The sequence below is a fragment of the Streptomyces sp. NPDC001514 genome, assembly GCF_053597075.1.
The window spans coordinates 18,043-39,516 of record NZ_JBSFHO010000044.1 but is presented as its reverse complement, the minus strand read 5'-3'; the positions used below and the strand labels follow the sequence as shown (position 1 = coordinate 39,516).

Annotated in this window: 22 protein-coding genes; 13 read left to right on the top strand and 9 right to left on the bottom strand. The window is 72.1% G+C overall.

Annotation, left to right across the window (positions count from 1 at the left end; translation table 11 throughout):
• Positions 1 to 108: 108 nt before the first annotated feature.
• From ACWCXB_RS33125 to ACWCXB_RS33115, 3 genes are all read left to right on the top strand, one after another.
• Positions 109 to 1,359 (top strand): extracellular solute-binding protein, encoded by a 1,251-nt coding sequence (locus ACWCXB_RS33125; RefSeq protein ID WP_450727604.1) that lies wholly within the window; start codon positions 109 to 111, stop codon positions 1,357 to 1,359.
• A 315-nt stretch (positions 1,360 to 1,674) separates the two neighbouring features.
• The gene (locus tag ACWCXB_RS33120) at positions 1,675 to 2,451 is read left to right on the top strand and encodes a GNAT family N-acetyltransferase (protein ID WP_450727602.1); all 777 of its coding nucleotides are present in this window, start codon (positions 1,675 to 1,677) and stop codon (positions 2,449 to 2,451) included.
• Positions 2,448 to 3,521 carry a lysophospholipid acyltransferase family protein gene (locus tag ACWCXB_RS33115; protein WP_450727600.1) on the top strand — a complete coding sequence of 358 codons (1,074 nt, stop codon included), beginning with the start codon at positions 2,448 to 2,450 and terminating at the stop codon, positions 3,519 to 3,521. The genes ACWCXB_RS33120 and ACWCXB_RS33115 overlap by 4 nt, the downstream gene beginning before the upstream one ends.
• Here the strand turns inward: ACWCXB_RS33115 and egtD are convergent.
• Genes egtD through egtA form a run of 4 tightly spaced genes read right to left on the bottom strand, consistent with a single transcriptional unit; the run spans position 3,416 to position 7,710 of the window.
• On the bottom strand, positions 3,416 to 4,378 hold the full coding sequence (egtD, locus tag ACWCXB_RS33110; protein ID WP_450727598.1) for an L-histidine N(alpha)-methyltransferase: 963 nt from the start codon (positions 4,376 to 4,378) through the stop codon (positions 3,416 to 3,418). The genes ACWCXB_RS33115 and egtD overlap by 106 nt on opposite strands.
• Complete coding sequence (gene egtC, locus ACWCXB_RS33105) at positions 4,375 to 5,130, bottom strand: ergothioneine biosynthesis protein EgtC (protein WP_450727596.1); 756 nt, start codon at positions 5,128 to 5,130, stop codon at positions 4,375 to 4,377. Before egtC ends, egtD begins: the two co-directional genes overlap by 4 nt.
• Position 5,131: 1 nt before the next feature.
• The gene (gene egtB, locus ACWCXB_RS33100) at positions 5,132 to 6,445 is read right to left on the bottom strand and encodes an ergothioneine biosynthesis protein EgtB (protein WP_450727594.1); all 1,314 of its coding nucleotides are present in this window, start codon (positions 6,443 to 6,445) and stop codon (positions 5,132 to 5,134) included.
• Positions 6,442 to 7,710: an ergothioneine biosynthesis glutamate--cysteine ligase EgtA gene (egtA, locus tag ACWCXB_RS33095; protein ID WP_450727592.1), complete on the bottom strand. Its 1,269-nt coding sequence runs from the start codon at positions 7,708 to 7,710 to the stop codon at positions 6,442 to 6,444. Before egtA ends, egtB begins: the two co-directional genes overlap by 4 nt.
• Positions 7,711 to 7,846: 136 nt before the next feature.
• Between egtA and ACWCXB_RS33090 the strand changes: the two genes are divergently transcribed.
• From ACWCXB_RS33090 to ACWCXB_RS33080, 3 genes are all read left to right on the top strand, one after another.
• Positions 7,847 to 8,668 (top strand): TIGR02452 family protein, encoded by an 822-nt coding sequence (locus ACWCXB_RS33090; protein WP_450727590.1) that lies wholly within the window; start codon positions 7,847 to 7,849, stop codon positions 8,666 to 8,668.
• Between the two features lie 73 nt (positions 8,669 to 8,741).
• The gene (locus ACWCXB_RS33085; protein ID WP_450727588.1) at positions 8,742 to 9,419 is read left to right on the top strand and encodes a helix-turn-helix domain-containing protein; all 678 of its coding nucleotides are present in this window, start codon (positions 8,742 to 8,744) and stop codon (positions 9,417 to 9,419) included.
• Positions 9,416 to 10,747: an MFS transporter gene (locus ACWCXB_RS33080; protein WP_450727586.1), complete on the top strand. Its 1,332-nt coding sequence runs from the start codon at positions 9,416 to 9,418 to the stop codon at positions 10,745 to 10,747. The genes ACWCXB_RS33085 and ACWCXB_RS33080 overlap by 4 nt, the downstream gene beginning before the upstream one ends.
• Before the next feature lie 77 nt (positions 10,748 to 10,824).
• On the opposite strand, the gene ACWCXB_RS33075 is transcribed toward ACWCXB_RS33080, so the two are convergent.
• Entirely contained in the window at positions 10,825 to 11,526 is a 702-nt protein-coding gene (locus tag ACWCXB_RS33075; protein WP_450727584.1) for an alpha/beta fold hydrolase, read from the bottom strand.
• 61 nt (positions 11,527 to 11,587) lie between these two features.
• Positions 11,588 to 11,839, bottom strand: a complete 252-nt coding sequence (locus ACWCXB_RS33070) for a helix-turn-helix domain-containing protein (protein ID WP_450727623.1) — start codon at positions 11,837 to 11,839, stop codon at positions 11,588 to 11,590.
• Positions 11,840 to 11,991: 152 nt separating this feature from the next.
• Between ACWCXB_RS33070 and ACWCXB_RS33065 the strand changes: the two genes are divergently transcribed.
• From ACWCXB_RS33065 to ACWCXB_RS33055, 3 genes are all read left to right on the top strand, one after another.
• Entirely contained in the window at positions 11,992 to 13,014 is a 1,023-nt protein-coding gene (locus ACWCXB_RS33065; RefSeq protein WP_450727582.1) for a LacI family DNA-binding transcriptional regulator, read from the top strand.
• A 36-nt stretch (positions 13,015 to 13,050) separates the two neighbouring features.
• Entirely contained in the window at positions 13,051 to 13,320 is a 270-nt protein-coding gene (locus ACWCXB_RS33060; protein ID WP_450727580.1) for a hypothetical protein, read from the top strand.
• Between the two features lie 173 nt (positions 13,321 to 13,493).
• Positions 13,494 to 14,930, top strand: a complete 1,437-nt coding sequence (locus ACWCXB_RS33055) for a benzaldehyde dehydrogenase (protein WP_450727578.1) — start codon at positions 13,494 to 13,496, stop codon at positions 14,928 to 14,930.
• A gap of 106 nt (positions 14,931 to 15,036) precedes the next feature.
• Here the strand turns inward: ACWCXB_RS33055 and trxA are convergent, their stop codons facing one another.
• Entirely contained in the window at positions 15,037 to 15,420 is a 384-nt protein-coding gene (trxA, locus tag ACWCXB_RS33050) for a thioredoxin (protein ID WP_450727576.1), read from the bottom strand.
• Positions 15,421 to 15,536: 116 nt separating this feature from the next.
• On the opposite strand from trxA, the gene ACWCXB_RS33045 reads away from it, so the two are divergent.
• Together ACWCXB_RS33045 and ACWCXB_RS33040 are read left to right on the top strand one after the other, a co-directional pair.
• A complete protein-coding gene (locus ACWCXB_RS33045) occupies positions 15,537 to 16,967 on the top strand; it encodes a dihydrolipoyl dehydrogenase family protein (protein WP_450727574.1) in 1,431 nt (476 codons plus the stop codon).
• Positions 16,968 to 17,499: 532 nt separating this feature from the next.
• Positions 17,500 to 18,882, top strand: coding sequence for a hypothetical protein (locus ACWCXB_RS33040; protein ID WP_450727572.1), 1,383 nt, complete (start codon positions 17,500 to 17,502; stop codon positions 18,880 to 18,882).
• A gap of 71 nt (positions 18,883 to 18,953) precedes the next feature.
• On the opposite strand, the gene ACWCXB_RS33035 is transcribed toward ACWCXB_RS33040, so the two are convergent.
• A complete protein-coding gene (locus ACWCXB_RS33035; protein WP_450727570.1) occupies positions 18,954 to 19,304 on the bottom strand; it encodes a tetratricopeptide repeat protein in 351 nt (116 codons plus the stop codon).
• A gap of 200 nt (positions 19,305 to 19,504) precedes the next feature.
• Here ACWCXB_RS33035 and ACWCXB_RS33030 point away from each other — a divergent pair, with 200 nt between their 5' ends.
• Positions 19,505 to 20,419 (top strand): DUF6891 domain-containing protein, encoded by a 915-nt coding sequence (locus ACWCXB_RS33030; protein WP_450727568.1) that lies wholly within the window; start codon positions 19,505 to 19,507, stop codon positions 20,417 to 20,419.
• A gap of 151 nt (positions 20,420 to 20,570) precedes the next feature.
• Here the strand turns inward: ACWCXB_RS33030 and ACWCXB_RS33025 are convergent, their stop codons facing one another.
• Positions 20,571 to 20,762: a DUF6381 family protein gene (locus ACWCXB_RS33025; protein ID WP_450727566.1), complete on the bottom strand. Its 192-nt coding sequence runs from the start codon at positions 20,760 to 20,762 to the stop codon at positions 20,571 to 20,573.
• 354 nt (positions 20,763 to 21,116) lie between these two features.
• Here ACWCXB_RS33025 and ACWCXB_RS33020 point away from each other — a divergent pair, with 354 nt between their 5' ends.
• A complete protein-coding gene (locus ACWCXB_RS33020; protein WP_450727564.1) occupies positions 21,117 to 21,239 on the top strand; it encodes a hypothetical protein in 123 nt (40 codons plus the stop codon).
• The last annotated feature ends 235 nt before the right edge of the window (positions 21,240 to 21,474 follow it).

The following is a 21,474-nucleotide window of genomic DNA, read 5'->3' as shown; positions in this document are numbered from 1 at the left end:
ACCACCCGATTGGTACATACCAAAATCCAGCCAACAGCCCGCGCGAACACCGTTCGATCCCCCCACGTCGGGTCCACCATCCGTGCCTCCACGCAAAAGGTGACCTACGTGAAGAGACGTTTCCTGGCCTGCGCCACAGCCATCGTGTCCGCCGCAGCACTCGGCGGCTGTGCACTGCTGCCGGGTGCCGGCCCGGGCGGCCGTACCGTCACGGTCTGGCTGATGCAGGACAGCGTCTCCGACGACTTCCTGGAGCGCTTCATCACGGAGTACGAGGACGAGCACCCCGACGTCGACCTGGAGGTCACCTTCCAGGAGTGGACCGGCATCGGCGCGAAGGTGACCGCCGCGCTGAAGAGCGACGAGGCACCGGACGTCATCGAGGTGGGGAACACCCAGGTCGCCCAGTACGCCGAGAGCAACGCGCTGCTCGATCTCACCCTGGAGTCCATCCGTGACCTGGGGAGCGAGGACTGGCTCCCGGGCCTCGCCGACCCGGGGAGCATCAGCGGGACGCAGTACGGCATCCCCTGGTACGCGGCCAACCGCGTCGTCATCTACAACAAGGACCTTTTCGCACAGGCGGGCATCGAGGAGCCGGCGAAGACGCGCGAGCAGTGGCTCAAGGACACCGAGAAGCTCAACAGCGGCGGGAACCAGGGCATTTACCTCTCCGGCCAGGACTGGTACACCCTTGCGGGGTTCGTCTGGGAAGAGGGTGGGGAGATCGCCGTCGACGAGGGCGGTGCCTGGTCGGGAGCCCTCCACAAACCCGAGGCGATCAAGGGCATGGAGTTCTACAAGAAGCTCCAGGCCCTCGGGGAAGGGCCCGAGAACGCGGACGAGCAGACGCCGCCGCAGGCCGGGGTCTTCGCCAAGGGCGACGTCGCCCAGATCATCGCGCCGCCGTCCACCGCGAAGGCCATCGAGGAGGCGAACCCCGACCTGAAGGGCAAGCTCGGGTACTTCCCGATCCCGGGCAAGACCGCGGCGAGACCCGGCGCCGTCTTCATCGGCGGCTCGGATCTGATCATCCCGGAGAAGTCACGTGAGCGCGGCGCCGCCATCGAGGTCGTCAAGGCCCTCGCCGGTGAACGCTGGCAGAAGGAGCTCGCGCAGACCATGAGCTACGTGCCGAACAAGACGAGCCTTGCGTCGGTCATCGAGGGCGACGAGGCCACCGCGGCGATGGCCGCCGGCGCGGCCCGGGGGCGGGCCACCCCCAATTCCCCGCAGTGGGCGGCCGTCGAGGCCGACAACCCTATCAAGCCGTACATGACCGCTGTCCTCCAGGGCAAGGACCCCGTGCGGGCGGCGAAGACCGCCTCGGACCGCATCACGGCGGCGCTCGCCGACTGAGCCGGACGAGGCCGTATCTGCTCTTCGGAATCTCCGATTTCCCCTGTTTCTCCGCGAACTTCTGCGTGAGCTTGCCGTGAACTTTGCCGCGGCCTTCTCCGTGACGCCGGTCCGCCGCCCTGTGCGGACAGGTGTCGTGCCGCCTCTCACGGACCGGGTCATCTGCCGGGCGGGCCGGGGTCGCCCGGCATTCAGATGGCGCACATCCGCGCTCCGCACCCCCGTCATGTCGAATCCAGCCGGTCACGGAATTAGTTAGGGGCCGGACCGCCGCAGGAGCGGTCCAGTGCTTCCGTCCGGCAGAGGAGAGCCGCCATGCCCGCATCGCCCGCCGTCGCCCCCGCACCACTTGTGTCCGCCGAGCCACGGTACGTGGTCTCCATCGCCCGCGACCAGGACGAGGTCCGCGCCGCGCAGCGGCTGAGGCACCAGGTGTTCGCCGGAGAGATGGGCGCCCGGCTCGAGGGACCCGAGCCCGGCCTCGACATCGACGCCTTCGACGCGTACTGCGACCACATTCTCGTACGGCACGAGCAGACCGGCGAGGTCGTCGGCACGTACCGGGTGCTGCCCCCCGACCGGGCCAAGGTCGCCGGGCGGCTCTACTCCGAGACCGAGTTCGACCTCGCCTGGCTCGAGCCCATTCGCGACGACCTCGTCGAGGTCGGCCGCTCCTGCGTCCACCCCGCGCACCGCAACGGCGCCGTGATCGCCCTGATCTGGGCCGGCCTCGCCCGCTACATGACCCGTACCGGCCACACCTGGCTGGCCGGCTGCTGCTCCATCCCGCTCGCCGACGGGGGCACCCTCGCGGCCGCCACGTGGGACACGGTCAAGGCCAAGCACCTCGCCCCGGAGGAGTACTGGGTCACCCCGCACAAGCTCTGGAGCGCCGAGGGCATCGCCCGCCCCGAGGGCCGCACCGAGCTCCCCCCGCTGCTGCGGGGCTACCTCCGGCTGGGCGCCTGGGTGTGCGGCGCGCCCGCCCACGACCCCGACTTCGGCGTCGCCGACCTGTACGTGCTGCTGTCGCTGCGCCGGACCAACCCCCGCTACCTCCGCCACTTCCTCTCCCTGGCCCCGGTGAAATGAGCGTCTGGCTCCCTGTCGCGCCCTGCACCCCGGCCGACTGTGCCGCCCCTCAGTGGCCCACGGTCGGCCGTCTCACGGCGATCACCCGCCTGGTCGCGGGCACCCTGGCGGTGCTCGCAGGAGTCCTGCTCTCCCCGTCGGCGATCCTCCTCGGTCCGGCGGGGCGGGCCCGCCTGGTCGGCCTGTGGTGCCGCACGGTGATGCGCGCCTTCGGCGTGCGGATCCGGATCGTGGGCCCCGAGCCGGGTGCCGGTCATGTGCCGGCTCCCCGGCTCGCACCGGAGGCCGGGCTCGTGCAGGGCGCCGCGGCCGCCCCATCGGCCGGGACGCTCGTCGTCCCGAACCACATCTCCTGGCTGGACATCCCGCTGGTCGCCGCCGTCCTGCCCGGGCGGATGCTCGCCAAGAAGGAGGTGCGGCAGTGGCCCGTGCTCGGGCCGCTCGCCGGATTCGGGGGGACGCTCTTCGTGGACCGGGACCGGTTGCGGGCGCTGCCCGGGGTCGTCGGGACCATGGCGGGCACGCTCAGGGGAGGGTCGCGGGTGATCGTGTTCCCCGAGGGTTCGACGTGGTGCGGCCGGGAGAAGGGACGCTTCCGCAACGCCGCGTTCCAGGCGGCGATCGACGCGGGCGCGGCCGTACAGCCCGTACGGATCACCTACAGGCCCGTCGGCGCCGCCGCGTTCGTGGGCGAGGATCCGCTCGCCGCGTCGCTGTGGCGGGTCGCGACGGCCGGCGGGCTCACCGCGGAGATCAGGATCCTTCCCCCGATCCCCGCGGGCCGCCACGCCGACCGCCGCTCACTCGCACAGGCCGCACACACCGCGGTGGCCGACGACGCGGACGCGCCGACCGGCCGCACCGCTCACGCCGGTCGCACCGTTCACGTCGGTCGCACAGTTCAAGCCGGTCGCACCGTTCATGCAGGTCGCACCGTTCACGCCGGTCACGTCATGCACACGGCTCAGACCGCCGTCGACAGCGACAGCGCGAACCTCCCCGCCTCATCGGTCCACCACTCCGACATCTTCAGCCCCGCCTCGGCCAGTTCGGCCCGCACCCCTTCCTGACGGAACTTCGCCGAGACCTCCGTACGGATCTCCTCGCCCGCCTCGAACGGCACCACCAGATCCAGCTCCCGGATCTTCACGGTCACCGCGTCCCGCGCCCGCAGGCGCATCTCGATCCACTCCTCCTCCGCGTTCCACAGCGCCACATGGGCGAAGTCGTCCAGCGGGAAGTCGGCGCCCAGTTCCCTGTTGATGACAGCCAGCACATTCCGGTTGAACTCGGCGGTGACACCGGCCGCGTCGTCGTACGCCGCGACCAGCACCGCCTCCTCCTTCACCAGATCCGTGCCGAGCAGCAGCGCGTCACCGGGCGACAGCATCGCGCGTACGGAGCGCAGGAACGCGTTCCGCTCGCCCGGCAGCAGATTGCCGATCGTGCCGCCGAGGAAGGCGACCAGCCGGGGACCGGGGGTCTCCGGCAGGGTCAGGCTGCGCGTGAAGTCGGCGACCATGGCGTGGACATGGAGGTCCGGCCGCTCGGCGAGCAGCGCCTCGGCCGCCCCTGCGAGCGCGCTCCCGCTGACGTCCACCGGGACGTAGCTGTGCAGCTCCGTGAGTGCGTCGAGCAGATGGCGGGTCTTCTCGGAGGAGCCGGAGCCCAGCTCCACCAGGGTGCGGGCGCCGGACTCGGCGGCGATCCCGGCCGAGCGGGTGACGAGGATCTCGCGCTCCGCGCGGGTCGGGTAGTACTCGGGCAGCCGGGTGATCTCCTCGAAGAGCTCACTGCCACGGGCGTCGTAGAACCACTTGGGCGGCAGCTCCTTGGGCGTACGGGTCAGCCCGTGCAGCACGTCGGCGCGCAGCGCGGCGGCCATGGCGTCGTCGGGCAGGGTGCGGGTCAGCTGGAACGGGCTCACGCGGTCGGCTCCTTGAGCGGGGTCAGCAGTACATCGGTGCGGGTCGCCACGAGCAGCGTGCGGTCGGACACCTCGCGCCAGTGGGGGTCGTCGTCGTACGGCTCCGATGCCACGACCGTGCGGCGGCCGGGCTCGGCGAGATACCAGAGCGAGTCGCCCCAGGCCGTCGCCGTGACCGTCGTACCGTCCGTGAGCAGCAGATTGAGCCGTGATCCCGGGGCCGCAGCGGCGACCTCGAGCACGGTGTCGGCGAGGGCCTGGCCCAGTTCGTCGCCGCTGCGCAGCCGGTGCAGCACGAGCGCCCACACCAGTGCGGAGTCCGAGCGTGCCTCCAGCGACAGCAGTTCGGCGGCCGGCAGGGCGGCGGCCGGCACGGTTACCGAGTCCGGCCAGCCCCTGACGGCGCCGTTGTGGCTGAACAGCCAGGGCCCGGCGGCAAAGGGCGCCGCTGCGGCTTCCCCGTCCGCGCCCGGTTCGGTCGCGTCCCGGACGGCCGCGAGCAGCGCCTCGCTGCGGACCACCCGGGCCAGGTCGGCGAAGGACCGGTCGCCCCAGATCGGCCCGGACCGGCGGTAGCGGGCCGGGACCGGATCGCCCTCGGCGTACCATCCGATCCCGAAACCGTCGGCGTTGACCGTCCCGTACCGCTGACCGCGCGGCGCCCAGGACTGCCGCAGCAGCGCGTGCGGGGGCCGTACGAGCAGCTCGCCCAGCGCCGTCGGCGGGCCCAGGAACGCGATGTGGCGGCACATGTCAGGCGTCCCTGGCGGTGCGGAACCCGGAGAAGATCTGCCGGCGCACGGGCAGGTCCCAGTTGCGGAACGTGCCGCGGCACGCCACCGGGTCCACGGCGAACGAACCGCCGCGCAGCACCTTGTGGTCGGGGCCGAAGAAGACCTCCGAGTACTCGCGGTACGGGAACGCCGCGAAGCCCGGGTAGGGCAGGAAGTCGCTCGCGGTCCACTCCCAGACGTCGCCGATGAGCTGGTGGACGCCGAGCGGCGACGCCCCCTCCGGGTAGGCACCGGCGGGTGCGGGCCGCAGATGACGCTGGCCCAGATTGGCGCGGCCGGGGGTCGGGTCCTCGTCGCCCCACGGGTAGCGCCGCGAGCGCCCGGACGCGGGATCGTGGCGGGCCGCCTTCTCCCACTCGGCCTCCGTCGGCAGCCGCCGTCCGGCCCAGCGGGCGTACGCATCGGCCTCGTACCAGCTGACGTGCAGGACGGGCTCGTCCTCGGGCACCGGCTCGGTCACCCCGAACCGGCGGCGCAGCCACTGCCCGCCCTCGCGCCGCCAGAACAGCGGCGCGCCGATGTCGTGCTTGCGGATCTGGGCCCAGCCGTCGGGCGCCCACCACCGCTCGTCGGAGTAGCCACCGTCGGCGATGAAGGCCTGGAAGGCGCCGTTGGTGACGGGTGTGGTGTCGAGGAAGTACGCCCCGAGCTGGCGGTGGTGCGCGGGCCGCTCGTTGTCGAGTGCCCAGGGCTCGGCGGAGGTGCCCATGGTGAACGGGCCCGCCGGGACCAGCACTTCGGCCGGCAGCCCGTGCGTGCTGCCGCGAGGCGGCTCGGGCGCATCGAGCGCGGCCGGTCCACGCCGGAGCTGATGGGTGATCAGCATGGTCTCGTCGTGCTGCTGTTCGTGCTGCGCGATCATGCCGAAGGCGAAGGCGGAGTCGACGAGGGGGCGGCCCTGCAGCGGGTGGCCGTCGAGGATGTCGAGCACCCGGTCGCGTACGTCGGAGGCGTAGGCCCGGGACTCGGCGGGGGAGAGGAGCGGCAGCGAGGGCCGCTCGGCGCGGGGGTGCTCGAAGGCGTCGTACACCGAGTCGATCTCGGGGCGTATCGCCTCCCGCCCGGCGACGGCCCTCAGGAGCCACTGCTCCTCCTGGTTGCCGATGTGTGCCAGGTCCCACACGAGCGGCGACATCAACGGCGAGTGTTGCGCGGTCAGTTCGTGGTCGTCGACGCAGCTGGTGAGCAGCGCGGTGCGGGCGCGGGCGGTGGTCAGCGCCTCGAGGGCGCGCTGCCTGAGCGCGTCGTCGGTCGCCACCGGGGACTCGTTCATGAGCTGATCTCCTTGCTACGGAGCGAGAAGTCGTCGGCCGGACACCGGCCCCGCAGGACGTAGCGGTCGTGGTACGCGGCCACCGCGTCCGTGACGGACGTGGACGCCCCCAGTCGGGGGAGTGCCTCCAGCGCGACGGCGAAGCACGTGACGGCGGCGCAGTGCAGTTCGGGGTCGGTGAGCCCGTCACGGGCGGCACCGAGCCAGAGGGGATTGCGCGGCGCGGGCAGCTCCCCGGCGACCTCGGCGAGCGGCTTGACCGTGCGGTAGGCGGTCTCGGCCGCCTCCGGGTCGTCGAACAGCGCCATGGTGACGGCGAGCGGCACGATCCACCCGTTCTCGCCGGACTGCGCGTCGATCATGCGCAGTTCGAGATGACCGCGCGGGCGCACGGGCGGGAACAGTGTGGTGACGTGGTACTCGAGATCCGCGCGGACGGGCGGCCGCGGCACCCCCGACCGTATCCACTCGCGGAAGGTGAGCCGCTCCGGCACCGGCCAGGGACCTTCCGGGGCGCGGATGCACATCACCGGCGTGTCCAGCACATGGGCGGCCCAGGCGTCGCGCGGCGGCATGTCCGGTCCGGGGGCGAGGGACCGCACCGGGTCCAGCTCCGCCCACAGGGACTGCCGGGTGGAGCGCCAGCCGGTGGGCCGGCCGGCCCCGGCCGGGGAATTCGCGAAGGCCGCCACCAGCACGGCACCCAGCAGATGCGCCAACTTCCAGCGTCGGCCGAGCCCCAGCGGTCCCGGCTCCTCGAAGCCCGCGTCCAGGCACACCTGGACGGAGGCGGACGAGCACATCATCGAGCGACCCGCCGGCCCCGTGCGGTCGAGGCAGGTCTCCATGGCGTCGTACCGCGGCTCACGCAGGAGCCGGCGCGGGGGATGCCAGGGATCGTGGCCGAAACCGTTCAGAGTGAGGCCGGATGCGCGCAGTGCGGTCCGGACGGCCGCGAGATCCGCTGCGGTGGAGTCGATGCACTCCATGAGCGACGCGGCGGGCGGCGAGCTGAGCTCCAGCTGCCCGCCGGGCTCGAACGTGAGTGCCGAGGCGAGGGGCAGGTCCCGCAGCCCGGCGAAGGCCCGGTCCAGACGGGTCGGCGCGACGGGCAAGTGGGGGTGGTGCAGTTCGTGTACGAGCCATTCGAGTTCCACCCCGACGGTGCGGGGCGGGCCCGTCTTGAAGCAGATACATCGCAGTAGGTCTTCGGCGTCGTCCTCGGTGAGCGGCGGGCCGCCGTCCCCGAAGCCGTGTGCTGCCATGATCGACTCCTCCTGTCGCAGGCGCTCCGTCCACCTAAAGCCACCGTCGAGGGTTCGCACAAGAGTGCCCCTGCGGGGCGTAAGGGGGCCGTAATGCGCTTGCTGCCTCCCTGCTTGATCGCTGAGGATTCCGGGCATGAGTGCACGTTTGCGGGGGATCGCGAAGCAGACCCAGGAGATCGTCGAAGCAGGTCGCTACCGGGCGCCAGGCGGCCACACGGTGACGATCGGCGGGGCACTGTCCGCCGCGGTCGAGGGGACACGGATGTACGGACCCGGTCCCGTGCCGGTGGTCCCCGACACGGACCGTTTCAGCCTAAGTGAGGTCAGGGGGGAGAGCAGCCTGGACGCTGCCCGCCGCCTGGTGGCCCGGGATCCGGGGCCCGTCGCGGTTCTGAACTTCGCCTCGGCCCGCAATCCGGGCGGTGGCTACCTCAACGGCGCACAGGCGCAGGAGGAGGCGCTCTGCCGGGCCTCGGCGCTCTACACCACGCTTTTGCGCGCCCCCGAGTTCTACGAGCACCACCGGGCCGACCGCAGCCCCTTCTACTCCGACCGGGTGATCCACTCTCCTGGCGTCCCGGTCTTCCGCGACGACAGCGGCCGTCTCCTCGACACGCCGTACACGGTGGGCTTCCTTACGTCGCCCGCGCCGAACGCGGGGGTGATCCTGAGCCGTACGCCGGAGGAGGCCGCCCGCATACCGGCGGCCCTGGCGTCGCGCGCCGAACGGGTCCTGGAGACCGCCGCCGCGGCCGGTTACCGGCGGTTGGTGCTGGGGGCCTGGGGCTGCGGGGTCTTTCGCAACGACCCGGCGCATGTGGCGGGCGCGTTCCGGGCGCTGCTCAGGGACGGTGGGCGATTCTCCGGGCACTTCGACGAGATCGTCTTCGCGGTCCTGGACCGCACGCGGGGGCAGGGCACGCTGGGGGCGTTCCGGGAGACGTTCCGGGAGTAGCCCGTGGGTCTTTCCCAAAGAAATTCTGCAAAAATACTTTTGGAAAGCCCATGACTCGCTCTACGCTCCCGCCATGGTCAGCCAAGAGCGCAAACGCGTCCTCGACCCCGAGCACGACGCGGCGGCCCTGAAGGCCCTCACCCATCCGCTGCGGATCCGGCTGCTCGGGCTCCTGCGGCAGGACGGTCCCGCCACCGCGAGCGAACTCGCCGTGCGCACCGGCGAGTCCTCGGCATCCACCAGCTACCACCTGCGGGTGCTGGCCAAATACGCGTTCGTCGCCGAGGCCGAGCACCGGGACGGGCGCGAGCGGCGCTGGCGTGCGGTGCACGAGATCACCTCCTGGAGCAACGAGGCCATGGGCGCGTCGGACGAGAGCCGGGCCTTCGTCTCCGCAAGCCGCCGGGCCCAGCTCGCCCACCTGGAACAGGCGCTCGCCCAGCACGAGCAGGATGCATCGGCGGGGCGGCTCGGCCCCGAGTGGGCGGAGCCATCGGGCATCAACGACCTGGTGCTGCGGCTGACCCCGGAGTCCCTGGCCGAGCTGTGGGAGGTGTTCGAACGGACGGTGGACGAGCTGGCGGCGCGTGACGAGGACGACCCGCGCGCGCGGCAGGCCGTCCTCCTGTGGGTGGGACTGCCGCTCGCCGGGCGCGAAGCCGAAGCCGAAGCAGAAGCCGAGGCCGGCGCCGAAGCCGAGGCCAAAGAGGACGCCGACGCCGACATCGAGGCCGACGAGGACGCGCGGTGACCCCGCCGCTGGACCCGCGCGCCGCACGCCGCCGGTTCTCCGCCGTCACCTTTCTCTTCTGGCTGCCGGTGGGCCTGTACATACCGTCACAGGTCCTCCTCCTCGGCGAGCGGGGCATGAGCCTCGCGACGATCGCCTCGCTGTTCGCCGTGCACTCCTTCACCGTCGCCGCACTGGAACTTCCCACCGGCGGCCTCTCCGACGTCATCGGCCGCCGCCCCGTGCTTGCCGCCGCGGGAGTGCTCAACCTGAGCGCCCTCGTCCTCCTCGCGCTGGGGAACGACGTCTGGATGCTCGCGCTCGCCATGCTGCTCATGGGCTCGGGCCGCGCCCTGTCGAGCGGACCCGCCGAAGCCTGGTACGTCGACACCGTGCAGGCCCACTCCGGCCCCGACGCCGAGCTCCGCACCGGGCTGGCCCGCGCAGGCACCGCCTCCGCCGCCGCACTGGCACTCGGCACCCTGACGGGCGGCGCACTGCCCTGGCTGCTCGGGCTCGGCCCGGACCTCGGGGCGCGGCTGGCCGACGCCACCTCCGGGCTGGTACTCCCGCTCTCCGTACCGGCGTTGCTGGGCTCAGCCGTCGGACTCGTCTTCGTGACGTACGTGCTCACGCGGCTGCCCGAACCGCCCAGGCCCCCCACTGCGCTGCGCGATGTCCTGCGCGGGGTCCCGGTCACCGTGCTCGGCGGGCTGCGCCTGGGTGCGGGAGACCCGCTCGTACGCCGGGTGCTCCTCACGGCGGGCGCGGCCGGCGCGGCTCTCGGCACCGTGGAACTCCTCACCCCCGGACGTGCCGCCGCGCTGACCGGCGCACCGGCGTCCGGCGCCGTGCTCTTCGCCGTGCTCGCCTGCGCGGGCTTCGTATGCACGGCCCTCGGCAGCCACGCCGCACCGCTCGTGTCCCGCTGGGCGCGCAGCGGAGAGCGCGCGGTCCTGGCCGCTCTCGGTGTGGGCGCAACCGGCCTGCTGCTGCTCGGCCTCACCGTCCTATGGTCCGGGCCGGTCGCCCTGGTCCTCGCGGCCACCGGCTACGGGCTGATCTACCTCGGGCTCGGCGCCGCGGGCCCCAACGAGAACGACCTCCTGCACCGCCGCGTCGACAGCGCGGGCCGCGCCACGGCCCTGTCGGTGCAGTCCCTCGCCCTCCAGCTCATCGGCGCCCTGGTCGGCCTGGTCGTCGGACGATTGCCGGCAGGCCCGCTGCCCTGGCTGCTCGGCGGGACCGTCCTGCTCGCCGGCGCACTGCTGTGGATCCGCCGCCCACGCCCTGCGGCGCCGGAGCCCGGATCGCCGACCGTCACGGCGCCCACGGCGTCGGCACGCTGACCGCCGCGTACGGTCGGGGCCGGTGCGCACCCCATCCGCGCACCGGGCCCCCTGCGGCTCCCAGGAGATCCGGACCGTCAGATCCAGCCGTCCAGCGACGACATGAAGCCGTCGAAGTCGTCCCGGTGGATCGTGTGGCCGGCCCCCTTGACCGTACGGACATCGAAGCCACGCGTCGCGAGCACCTCGGCCCGCTCCGCCGAGACCAGGAAGCTGGGATCGGCGAGCTGCACCAACGACGGCACGACCGGCTTCGCGGGCAGCAGATCCACGCCGACGGACCCCGCGAGGCCCTGCACCGACGACTCGTCCCACGCGGCGAGCGTCTCCAGCTCGATGTCCACGTCGACGCTTTCCCAGCGCGGGTTGAGCGTCACGATCCGCTCCCGCGTGGCCGTCGTCTTGAACGCGGCGAACTGCCCCGGATCGAAGCCCTCTTCGGGCGTCGCGAGATACCAGGCCGGGTCGGAGTACACGGCACGCCGCGGCGCGAGCCGCTCCACGGCGAGCGAGAGGGTGAGCCCGCCGAGCGAGTGCCCGATGGCCAGTTCGGCGCCCGCCGGCAGGGTCTCGGCCACGTCGTCGGCGTGGTCCTGAGGCGTGTACGAGTCGGTGCGACCGCTCGCGCCATGGCCCCGCAGATCGACGGCGATCACCCGGTAGCCCTGGTCGGCGAGGGCCGGACCGACCCTGCGCCAGGTGCGGTGGTCGGCCATGATGCCGTGGATCAGGAGCGCGACGCGGTCGCCCGCGCCCCAGGTGTGCGTGTGGAGCTGCACGGTGGTGTGCCTTTCGCGAAGGGGGCCTGGGGGCCAGAGGACTTGGGGGTCAACGCACGGATCAGGCGCACGGCGAGCGTGCCGAGTACTGACAGCACCACGGCCGCCAGGAAGAGGGCCGCACAGCCACCACTGACCGACCCGGGGTCTTCTTGGCTTCGGTGATCAGTAGCTTCGACAGCTCCCCGACCTTCGGACACGGCTCTCCGGCTCCGTGGACTTCTCTGCGGGCGCGCAGCGCGTCGTTGAACACGACGCGGGCGCACCCGAATGCCTTGGCCGGCGCGGCACCCTGAGGGCCGTTCGGGTACAGAGGAAGCTGTACCTCAGCTGCATGTTGATCACCATATCAGGGAATTACACGTGTCAATGACGCGTGTAACCCTGTGTAGCATTCAATTCAGGCCATCCGCCAGACCCCGAACGGGATCGCTGCCGGATCGGTCTGGAAAGATGCCGAGGGCGATGAGCCAGACACCCAGACAGTCAGCAGAACGTTCCGTTCCGACCAGTGCGGATGTCGCGCGGCTGGCCGGAGTCTCCCGGGCCACCGTCTCCTACGTGCTCAACAACACCTCGGCCGTACGGATCAGCGAGCCCACCCGCCGCCGGGTGCGCGAGGCCGCCGAGGAACTGGGCTACGTACCGCACGCCGCCGCCCGCAGTCTGCGCGCCGGACACACCCGCATCGTGCTGCTGCCCACCGCGCACGTCCCGATCGGGCCGCTCTACAGCCGCTTCATCAACGAACTTCAGTGGGCGCTGCGGCGCCTGGACTACACGGTCGTCCAGTACGGGAGCCTCGGCCTGGACGGCGACGCCGCGGCCCGCGCCTGGGCCGAGCTGCGCCCCGTCGCCGTTGTGTCGCTCGGCGAGATCGCACTCACCCCGCAGGGCGTCGAGGTGCTCAAGCGCTCCGGGGCGAAGGCGGTGATAACGCTCGGACCGCAGCACGTGGAGGGCGCACACTCCCTGGTCATGGACCAGCGCGAGATCGGCGCCCGCGCGGCGGAGCATCTCCTGGAGTGCGGCTACCGGCGGATCGGCGTGATCATGCCCGAGGAGCAGGGGCTCGACCTCTTCTCCGAGCCCCGGCTGGCGGGCGTCCGAAAGGCCGCGGAACCCACCGGCGCGATCGTGCGGCCCCTCCCGCTCTCGTACGACGAGGACGCCGCCGGCGCACTCGCGGCACGCTGGCGCGACCTCGGCCTGGACGCCGTCTACGCGTACAACGACGAGTACGCCATGCTCCTGATGCGGGCCCTGCAGGACGCGGGGATCGCTGTCCCGGACGAGGCCGCGGTGATCGGCGCGGACGATCTGCTGCTGGGGCGGCTGCTGCGGCCCCGGCTGAGCACGGTGCGGATCGACATGGTCACCGGGCAGTATCTGGCCGAGCTCGTCGACCGTGTGGTCCGCGACCCGGGCGGAGTGCCCGAGCGGCACGATCTGATGGGCGCCCAGGCCGTCCGGCGCGAGTCCACCTGACGTGCGGGGCGGGCGGCGCGTGATTAGCGTCGTGGCATGAGCACACTTCCGCGGCGCTTCGTGGTCCTGCTGGTGCCCGAGCATGTCGTCGACCGCTCCGGCGCGGCGGTCGAGGACAGCGCGGTGCGCTCGGCGGTCGTGGAGTCGACCGGTGCGCAAGGCGCGTCGGGCTATCCCCGCTACGCCGGCCACGGCATCGTGGCCGACATCGACCCGGAGACCCGCACGGTGGAGGCGCTGCTGGTGGACGGATCGGAACTGGACTACGGGCTCACCGCGCTGGTCATGGAATACACCTCGACCTGACGGACCCGTCCGCTCTCCGCCGCCCTGGCGTTCCACTCCAACTCGTCGCCTGGGGCGAGGAGTTGACGCACTGTTGACTCATGGCCGGAACGTTTGAGGAGCTCTCTCCTGGTTACGATGTTGCGCGTTCAACTGGGCGAAACCGAGCGAAACCGACCGACTGGAGAGCCTTCATGCCCCTGCTCGATCCCAAGACGTGGCAGCCCGTCAGACTCTCGGGAGGCGAGTCGGACGTCGTCGAGCCCGCCACCGGGGAGACGCTCGGCGCCGTGGACCTCGCCACGCCCGAGGACGTGTCCATCGCCGCGCAGGCCGCCGCGTCGGCCCGGTCCGCATGGGCGCGCACCCCGCACTTCCTGCGGGCCGCCGTGCTTCGCAGGGCCGGGGACCTCTTCGGGGAGCACGCTGCCGAGCTGCGCGAATGGCTCGTCCGCGAGTCCGGTTCGATCCCGGGCAAGGCGGACTTCGAGCTGCACGTCGCCGCCCAGGAGTGCTACGAGGCCGCCGCACTCGCCTCCCGCCCCACCGGCCAGGTGCTGCCCAGCGAGCAGCCCCGGCTGTCGTACACCCGCCGCGTCCCGGCCGGCGTCGTCGGCGTCATCGCGCCGTTCAACGCCCCGCTGATCCTCGCCATACGCTCGGTCGCCCCGGCCCTCGCGCTCGGCAACGCCGTTCTGCTCAAGCCCGATCCGCGCACCGCGGTCTGCGGCGGTCTGTCCCTCGCCGCCGTCTTCGCGGAGGCCGGGCTCCCCGAGCATCTCCTGCACGTCCTGCCGGGCGGAGCCGACACGGGCCGGGCACTCGTCGCGGAACCGGGCGTCCCCGTCATCTCGTTCACCGGCTCGACCGCCGCCGGCCGTACCGTGGGCGAGGCCGCGGGCCGCCATCTCAAGCGCGTCCACCTCGAACTCGGCGGAAACTCGGCCCTCGTGGTCCTGGAGGACGCCGACATCGAGGCCGCCGTCGCCCAGGCGTCCTGGGGCTCCTTCTTCCACCAGGGGCAGATCTGCATGACCACCGGCCGCCATCTCGTGCACGCCTCGCTCTACGGCGAGTACGTCGAGCGGCTCGCGGCGAAGGCGGACTCGCTGGCCGTCGGCGACCCGCACCGCGAGCAGGTCCACCTCGGCCCGGTCATCGACCGAGGCCAGCTGTCCCGGATCCACGGCCTCGTCGAGTCCAGCAGGGCCCGTGGCGCCGTGCTCGTCGCGGGCGGTACGCACCGCGACCTGTTCTACCGCCCCACCGTCCTCGCGGGCGTCGACGACCACACCCCCGCCTACGCGGAGGAGGTCTTCGGGCCGGTGGCCCCGGTCCGCTCGTTCACCACCCTCGACGAGGCGGCGGCGCTCGCTGCCGCGGGCCCGTACGGACTCTCGCTGGGCATCGTCACCCGGGACACCGCGCTGGGCCTCGAACTCGCCGACCGCATCCCCACCGGCATCGCCCACATCAACGACCAGACGGTCAACGACGAGGCGGTCGCGCCGTTCGGCGGCGTCGCAGCGTCGGGCACCGGCGCGCGCTTCGGCGGCGACGCCAATCTGGAGGCCTTCACCGAGCTGCGGTGGACGACGGTGCGGCGCGAGGCCGCGGGTCACCCGTTCTGACGGTGGTCCGGGCGGATCCGCGCCTGTCACCGGTGATGACGGACGGGAGCCCGGGCCGCCGCCTCGCGCGCGCGGCCCGGGCTCCGGGACCGTCTTCCGCCGGCGCTCACTGCGCCTGCTGCGACTCCGTCTGCTGCGCCTCCGCGATCGACTTGCGGATCTCGTCCATGTCGAGTCCGCGTGCCTGGCCGATCACGTCCTCCAGCACCGGCTCGGGCAGCGCCCCGGGCTCGGCGAAGACGGCGACGTTGTCGCGCACGATCATCAGCGTCGGGATCGAGCGGATCTCGAACGCCGCGGCCAGCTCCTGCTGCGCCTCCGTGTCCACCTTGGCGAAGACAAGGTCGGGGTGGCGCTCCGAGGCCTTCTCGAAGACCGGGGCGAACTGGCGGCAAGGGCCGCACCAGGAAGCCCAGAAGTCGATCAGGACGAAGTCGTTGTCGGATACAACCTGATCGAAGTTTTCCTTGGTGAGCTCGACAGTGCTCATTGCTTCCTACCTCTTCCTGGTGTCCGTCCGGCACCGCCCCGCACAACCGTGCACGGGGCAGCCCTATTCCGCCTGCCCATGTGGCCACGGCGCACACGTGGCACCAGACTGTGCGTATGACGGAAGCCGTGGAGTACGACGTGGTGGTGCTGGGAGCCGGCCCGACCGGGGAGAACGTGGCGGACAGAACCAGGGCCGCCGGACTGAGCACCGCGGTGGTGGAGAGCGAGCTCGTCGGCGGCGAATGTTCGTACTGGGCGTGCATGCCGAGCAAGGCACTGCTACGGCCCGTCATCACCCGCGCCGACGCGCGCAGGGTCCCCGGCGTGCGGAGCGCCGTGCAGGGCCCGCTGGACGCCGCCGAGGTGCTTGCCCACCGCGACTACTTCGCGTCCCACTGGAAGGATGACGGCCAGGTCGGCTGGCTCGACTCGATCGGTGCCCGCCTCTACCGCGGCCAGGGCCGGCTCCACGGCCCCCGGAAGGTCGTCGTCGACGGTCCCGAGAACGAGCACCATGTGCTCGTCGCACGGCACGCCGTCGCCGTCTGCACCGGCAGCCGGGCCGTCCTGCCGCAGTTGCCGGGACTCACCGGGGCCAGGGCGTGGACCAGCCGCGAGGCGACCAGCGCGCAGTCCGTGCCCGGCCGGCTCGTGGTGGTCGGCGGGGGAGTGGTGGGCTCCGAGATGGCCACCGCCTGGCAGGCGCTCGGCTCGCAGGTCACCATGCTGGTGCGCGGCAAGGGGCTGCTGCCGCGCATGGAACCCTTCGTCGGCGAGCACGTCGCCGATGCGCTCACCGAGGCGGGCGCCACGGTCCGTACGAACGTGTCCGTGGCCGCGGTACGACGCGACGGGGGCGGCGCACCGGTCACGGTCGTCCTCGAGGACGGCGAGCTGATCGACGCCGACGAGGTCCTCTTCGCCACCGGACGCGCCCCGCGCACCGACGACATCGGGCTGGAGACGGTGGGCCTGGAGCCCGGCTCCTGGCTCCCGGTCGACGACAGCTGCCGGGTCGACGGCTCGGAGTGGCTCTACGGGGTGGGCGACGTCAACCGCCGCGCCCTCATGACCCATCAGGGCAAGTACCAGGCACGCATCGCGGGCGCCGCGATCGCCGCCCGGGCCCAGCACACGCCGCTCCTGGAGACGGACCGCTGGGGCGCGCACTCCGCCACCGCCGACCACGACGCCGTTCCGCAGGTCGTCTTCACCGACCCCGAGGCGGCGTCGGTCGGCCTGTCCCTCGCCCAGGCGGAGGCCACCGGACGCCGCGTGCGCGCCGTCGACCACGACCTCGCCTCCGTCGCCGGATCCGGGCTCTACGTCGACAACTACCGCGGCCGCGCGCGCATGGTCGTCGACCTGGACCGCGAGATCCTCCTCGGCGTCACCTTCGTCGGCCCCGGCGTGGGCGAACTCCTCCACTCGGCGACGATCGCGGTCGCCGGCGAGGTCCCCATCGACCGTCTCTGGCACGCGGTCCCGGCGTACCCGACGATCAGCGAGGTGTGGCTGCGACTGCTGGAGGCGTACCGCGGTTAGGGCGCCCGACGGATCCGGGGCGCCCGACGGATCCGGGGCGCCCGACGGATCTCGGGCGGCGGTGAACCGGGGCGCCTGGGGAGGACCGGGGGCGCCCGCGGAGGACCGGTTCCCCGAGGCGGACGAGCCGTAATCTCTCTCGCCGACGACGAGGCCGGCACGCGAATGGCCCTGGCGAATCTCGCCGAACTCGTCGAGGCGAACCGGGCAGGCCGCGATGTCGAACAGCACCCGGGTTGACGCGCCGGTGACGAACAGGCCCCGCAGGACGCCCCCCCACATAGAGCGGACAAGAAAGAGCGGGGCTCCGGACAGCAGGACGGGTGTCGGGCGCGCGTGGTGGAGCGGCGAGCGGGTCGGGGCCGGACGGGGGACCCGCCCGCCGCGCGGGTTCCCGCGCTCCGCCGACGGCCAAGGCGCCGGACCGGGCCCGCCGCGCCCTGCGGCGTTCACTCCCGTGGCCCGGTCCGCTCGCGTGGGCCCGCCTCTCGAGGTCAGCTGGATCCACCCATACGTACGGGGAGGACGCGCCATGTCGGACAACGGAGCAACCGGTCCCGACGCGGAGCGTGCCGCGTCGCCAGGTGGGGACGACGGGCACGCCCAGATCGAGCAGCTGCGTACGCGCATCGCGGCGCTGGAGGCCGGCCGTCCGCCACGGCCGCCCAGGCACCGGACGCGGTCGTTCTTCGCGGCCCTGCTCATCGTCATCGGCTGTGTCCTCGTACCGTTCGCCATCGTCGCCGCGTGGACGTCCTCCGAGGTGGGGAACACGGACCGGTACGTCGAGACCGTCGCGCCCCTCGCCTCGGACCCCGACATCCAGGCGGCCGCGGCGAACCGGGTCACCTCCGCGGTGATGGAGCACATCGACATTCCGACCCTCCTCGAAGGCGTGGCCCCGGAGAACCGGCCACTGCTGGAGAAGGCGCTCGGCAGGCTCGGCAAATCACTGGAGAGCGCGGTCAGCAGCTTCGTCCACGACAAGGCGGAGGAGGTCCTTGCCTCCCAGACCTTCGCGAAGATCTGGACCGACGCCAACCGCAGGATCCACGCAGCCGTCGACAAGGCCCTGACCGGCACCGGCGGCGGCGCCGTGAAGATCAACAACGACTCGGTGACCATCGATCTCGCCCCCGTCATCGACCAGGTCAAACAGCGCCTGGTCGACGAGGGAATGACCGTGGCCGGGAAGATCCCCGAGGTGCACACCGACTTCACGGTCCTGCGAGCGGACAACATCGGCAAGGTCAAGACCTACTTCCGGCTCCTCCAGATCGCCGGGTTCTGGCTGCCGGTCCTCGCGGTGCTGCTGATCGCCGCCGGTGTACTGCTCTCGGCCCACCGTCGGCACACCCTCGTGATCGCCGCGCTCGCCTTCGCGTTCGCCGCGCTGATGCTCGGCCTCGCTCTGACCGTCTTCCGTGTGGTGTATCTGAACGCGCTGCCGGACAACGTCTCCCAGCCCGCCGCCCAGTCCGTCTACGACGCTCTGACGCGCTATCTGCGGACCACGGTGCGGATGGCCGCCGTGCTGGGCGTGGTGGTCGCGCTGGCCGCGTGGCTCTCCGGCCCGGGCCGGACGGCCACGCTCGTGCGTGGGCTGTGGAACTCCGGTATCGCTGCGGTCCGCTCCACGGCGGACCGTGCGGGTCTGCGCACCGGCCCGGTCGGACCGTTCGTGCGCCGTCACCGGACGTGGATCACCTGGGTGCTCGTCGCGGCGGCTGTTGTCACGTACCTCCTCTGGAGCTTCCCCACGGCCTGGGTCGTCGTCGGGATCGCGCTCGTGTGGCTCTTCGCGACGGCGGTGGTGCAGTTCCTCGCGGAGGACCGCGCGGAGGACCGCGCGGATACGGGCCCGGCCGGTGGGCCGGGTCCGGACCCGGCGTCACGGGAGTCGTCAGCCAGGTGACAACCGCAGCCGCAGCCTTACGGGCGCGGCGAGCGCGGGCCCCGGCCGGCGCCTCGGCGGGGCCGGCCGGTTCACGGGGTGTCGGGGAACTCCCCGGACATCGCCGCCGCCATCCTCAGGTGCGGAGCGGCTTCGGCGGCCCTGCCCTGCCGCTCCAGAGTGCGGCCCAGCATCAGCCGGGCGTACTGCTCCACAGGGTCGCGCTCGAGGATCTCGCGCAGCTCGGTCTCGGCCTTCCGCAGCTGTGCGGAGTGGTAGTACGCACGCGCCAGCAGCAGCCGCGGCGCGACCTGCTCGGGGACCTCGGCCACCAGCCCGCCGAGGATCCGCGCCGCCGTCAGGTACTCCTTGGCGTCGAAGAACATCCGGGCCCGGTCCCAGCGGTCCGCGGCCGTTCCGAATTCGTAGTACGTCTCGCTCACTTGCGCTCCTTCCCTGCGGGCCCGCTCCCGTGCCGCGCACCCCGTCAACCGACAGGAGTGGTTGAATATTCCACAATGGAGTGCTGCAGCGCGTCGCACTCGACAACGGCCAGGTCCGATCCAGAGCGGATTTCCGGAGGGCGCCCGTCGTTGCATCGGCGGCGTCCGTCGTTGTCGGTGGGGCGTGTCATGGTGGGGGCATGCCGGAGATCAAAGTAAGGACCGAGAACGGGGAGACGCACGCGCGGGTTTCGGCGGAGCGGCTCGGTGAACTGGTGGCGCGCATCGGGGATGAGCACGACCGGTTCCTGGTGGTGCAGCGGATCCCCGATCTGCCGGACGTGTTCATCCAGGTCTGGCACGAGGCGGGCGGGGACTACCAGTTGGAGCACCGGGCCGGCGCCCCCGACCGGCACTTCGGAACGCGTCTCTCCGCTCCCGGTGAGGTCGCGGCCGCGATGGTGCGCTGGGCGCTACAGGAGACCGGCTGGGACGAAGGCCCGGTCTGGGAGCCGGTCGACTTCGGTGCCGCGGCCGAGCCCGTTCCCGAACTTCCCGACGAGATACGGGAAGAGGTCGAGGAGCATGTGCGGGAGCTGCTGCGCGGCGGCTACCTGACGCGTGACGCCCTTGCCGAGGCGGCCGAGGAGTGGCTGGTCGACGGGGACGACCGACCGGTCTCGCCGGCGCAGGCCCGGCAGTTGGTGGACCGGCTGTGGCTGGAGCGACTCGGCGAGCAGGCCGGGTGGGAGGGGGCGACGGATCCGGAGCGGATCGAGGCGGTCTTCGCGCGGCTGGAGGAACATGGGATCACAGCCCGGGAGAACTTCACCTGCTGTCGGAACTGTGGGCTGTCCGAGATACACGGAGCGGGGCGGGCGGACGCGCGGGGCTTCGTGTTCTTCCACTCGCAGTGCGTGGAGGGTGCCGCGGCCGGTGGCGGGCTGTATCTGCTGTACGGGGGCTTCGACGGCTCGGCTCGGACCTCGGCGGCCGTGGGGCGGGAGGTCGCGGAGGCACTCGGCGAGGCCGGCCTGTCGGTCGAATGGAGCGGTTCTCCGGACGATGCGATGAGGGTCGCTCCACTGGACTGGCGCAAGCGGCTCACGGGATGAGCGGCCGGTCCGCGGAAGTGCGTCCCGCCCCGGAGGGCCAGGTGGGGAAACGTGGATATCGCCATGGGTGGGGGCACGTGACCGGCCGGTGGCCTCTCGCGCGCCTGAAAAGTCGCGGGGGCAGCCACCGGCCGGCGCATGTGCAGGGCACCTACAGCATGGGGTCGATGTCCCCGCTGCCCGTGCCGCGTTCCAGCCCGCTCTGCTCCTTGAGCTGGCGGGCCTTGTCCTTCAGCCTCTGACGCTCCTGCGGGTCGTTGGTACGCTCCGCGGCCTGTTCCAACTCCTGCGCCTTCTGGCGCAACTGCTGGGCACGATCGCCGGACTCGCCTGAAACGCTCATGATCACTCCTCTGTGTCAGTCGGGCGGCCACACCAGCGAAACAGGACCCTTGCGGCTGTGCATCTCGGACGACTACCCAGCGTGAGTCACGCGCAGGGCGGCGGCTTGGCAGGAGCCACGAGGGCAGCCCGGGAGCTGGTGCGTGAAGTCCGGGCGATGCCGCGCTCAGGGCCCTGAACTCGTTGACCCGTACGGGCATGTTCCCGGCCGGTTCCGGTGTCCGCCCCCAAGTCGGGTACCTCGATGGCAGGCCGCAGCCGACGTGGAACTAGAGTGGCGTGACGGGGTAAGGCGATTTCCGGCCATGCATGGGGGTGGTGGCCGGATTTTGTCCTGGTTTCGGGTTGCGTGGCCATGGCGGCGGGCACTCAGGTGCCCGGGCAGTCCCTGGCCGCTGCCCTGGACGAGCACGGGCCGCTGCCGCTGCCTACCGCCCTCCAGCTGGACCGGGTGCGCCGCCCTCGCACGACGAACTGACCCCGGCCGGCGACGTATTCGCCCTGACTCTGCCGGCGGCCCTCGCCGCAACGGGACGCCACCCCTACGGCGACAGCCACGGCCTCGGCACCGCCGCGATGATCGCCGCCACCGCCGAGCAGCCTCCGGACCTGAGCGGCTGTTCCTGGCCGGCTACGCCACATCCTGGCGGCGTGCCGGCTCCCGACCCGGACCAGTGCGCCATGCTGGACCTCGATGCACCGTGCACATCCAG

Coding starts and splice junctions, on each gene's coding strand:
- ACWCXB_RS33120 (WP_450727602.1), top strand. CDS start 1,675: ATGCCCGCATCGCCCGCCGTCGCCCCCGCACCACTTGTGTCCGCCGAG.
- ACWCXB_RS33115 (WP_450727600.1), top strand. CDS start 2,448: ATGAGCGTCTGGCTCCCTGTCGCGCCCTGCACCCCGGCCGACTGTGCC.
- egtC (WP_450727596.1), bottom strand. CDS start 5,130: ATGTGCCGCCACATCGCGTTCCTGGGCCCGCCGACGGCGCTGGGCGAG.
- egtB (WP_450727594.1), bottom strand. CDS start 6,445: ATGAACGAGTCCCCGGTGGCGACCGACGACGCGCTCAGGCAGCGCGCC.
- egtA (WP_450727592.1), bottom strand. CDS start 7,710: ATGGCAGCACACGGCTTCGGGGACGGCGGCCCGCCGCTCACCGAGGAC.
- ACWCXB_RS33090 (WP_450727590.1), top strand. CDS start 7,847: ATGAGTGCACGTTTGCGGGGGATCGCGAAGCAGACCCAGGAGATCGTC.
- ACWCXB_RS33085 (WP_450727588.1), top strand. CDS start 8,742: ATGGTCAGCCAAGAGCGCAAACGCGTCCTCGACCCCGAGCACGACGCG.
- ACWCXB_RS33065 (WP_450727582.1), top strand. CDS start 11,992: ATGAGCCAGACACCCAGACAGTCAGCAGAACGTTCCGTTCCGACCAGT.
- ACWCXB_RS33060 (WP_450727580.1), top strand. CDS start 13,051: ATGAGCACACTTCCGCGGCGCTTCGTGGTCCTGCTGGTGCCCGAGCAT.
- ACWCXB_RS33055 (WP_450727578.1), top strand. CDS start 13,494: ATGCCCCTGCTCGATCCCAAGACGTGGCAGCCCGTCAGACTCTCGGGA.
- trxA (WP_450727576.1), bottom strand. CDS start 15,420: ATGAGCACTGTCGAGCTCACCAAGGAAAACTTCGATCAGGTTGTATCC.
- ACWCXB_RS33045 (WP_450727574.1), top strand. CDS start 15,537: ATGACGGAAGCCGTGGAGTACGACGTGGTGGTGCTGGGAGCCGGCCCG.
- ACWCXB_RS33040 (WP_450727572.1), top strand. CDS start 17,500: ATGTCGGACAACGGAGCAACCGGTCCCGACGCGGAGCGTGCCGCGTCG.
- ACWCXB_RS33030 (WP_450727568.1), top strand. CDS start 19,505: ATGCCGGAGATCAAAGTAAGGACCGAGAACGGGGAGACGCACGCGCGG.
- ACWCXB_RS33025 (WP_450727566.1), bottom strand. CDS start 20,762: ATGAGCGTTTCAGGCGAGTCCGGCGATCGTGCCCAGCAGTTGCGCCAG.
- ACWCXB_RS33020 (WP_450727564.1), top strand. CDS start 21,117: ATGGCGGCGGGCACTCAGGTGCCCGGGCAGTCCCTGGCCGCTGCCCTG.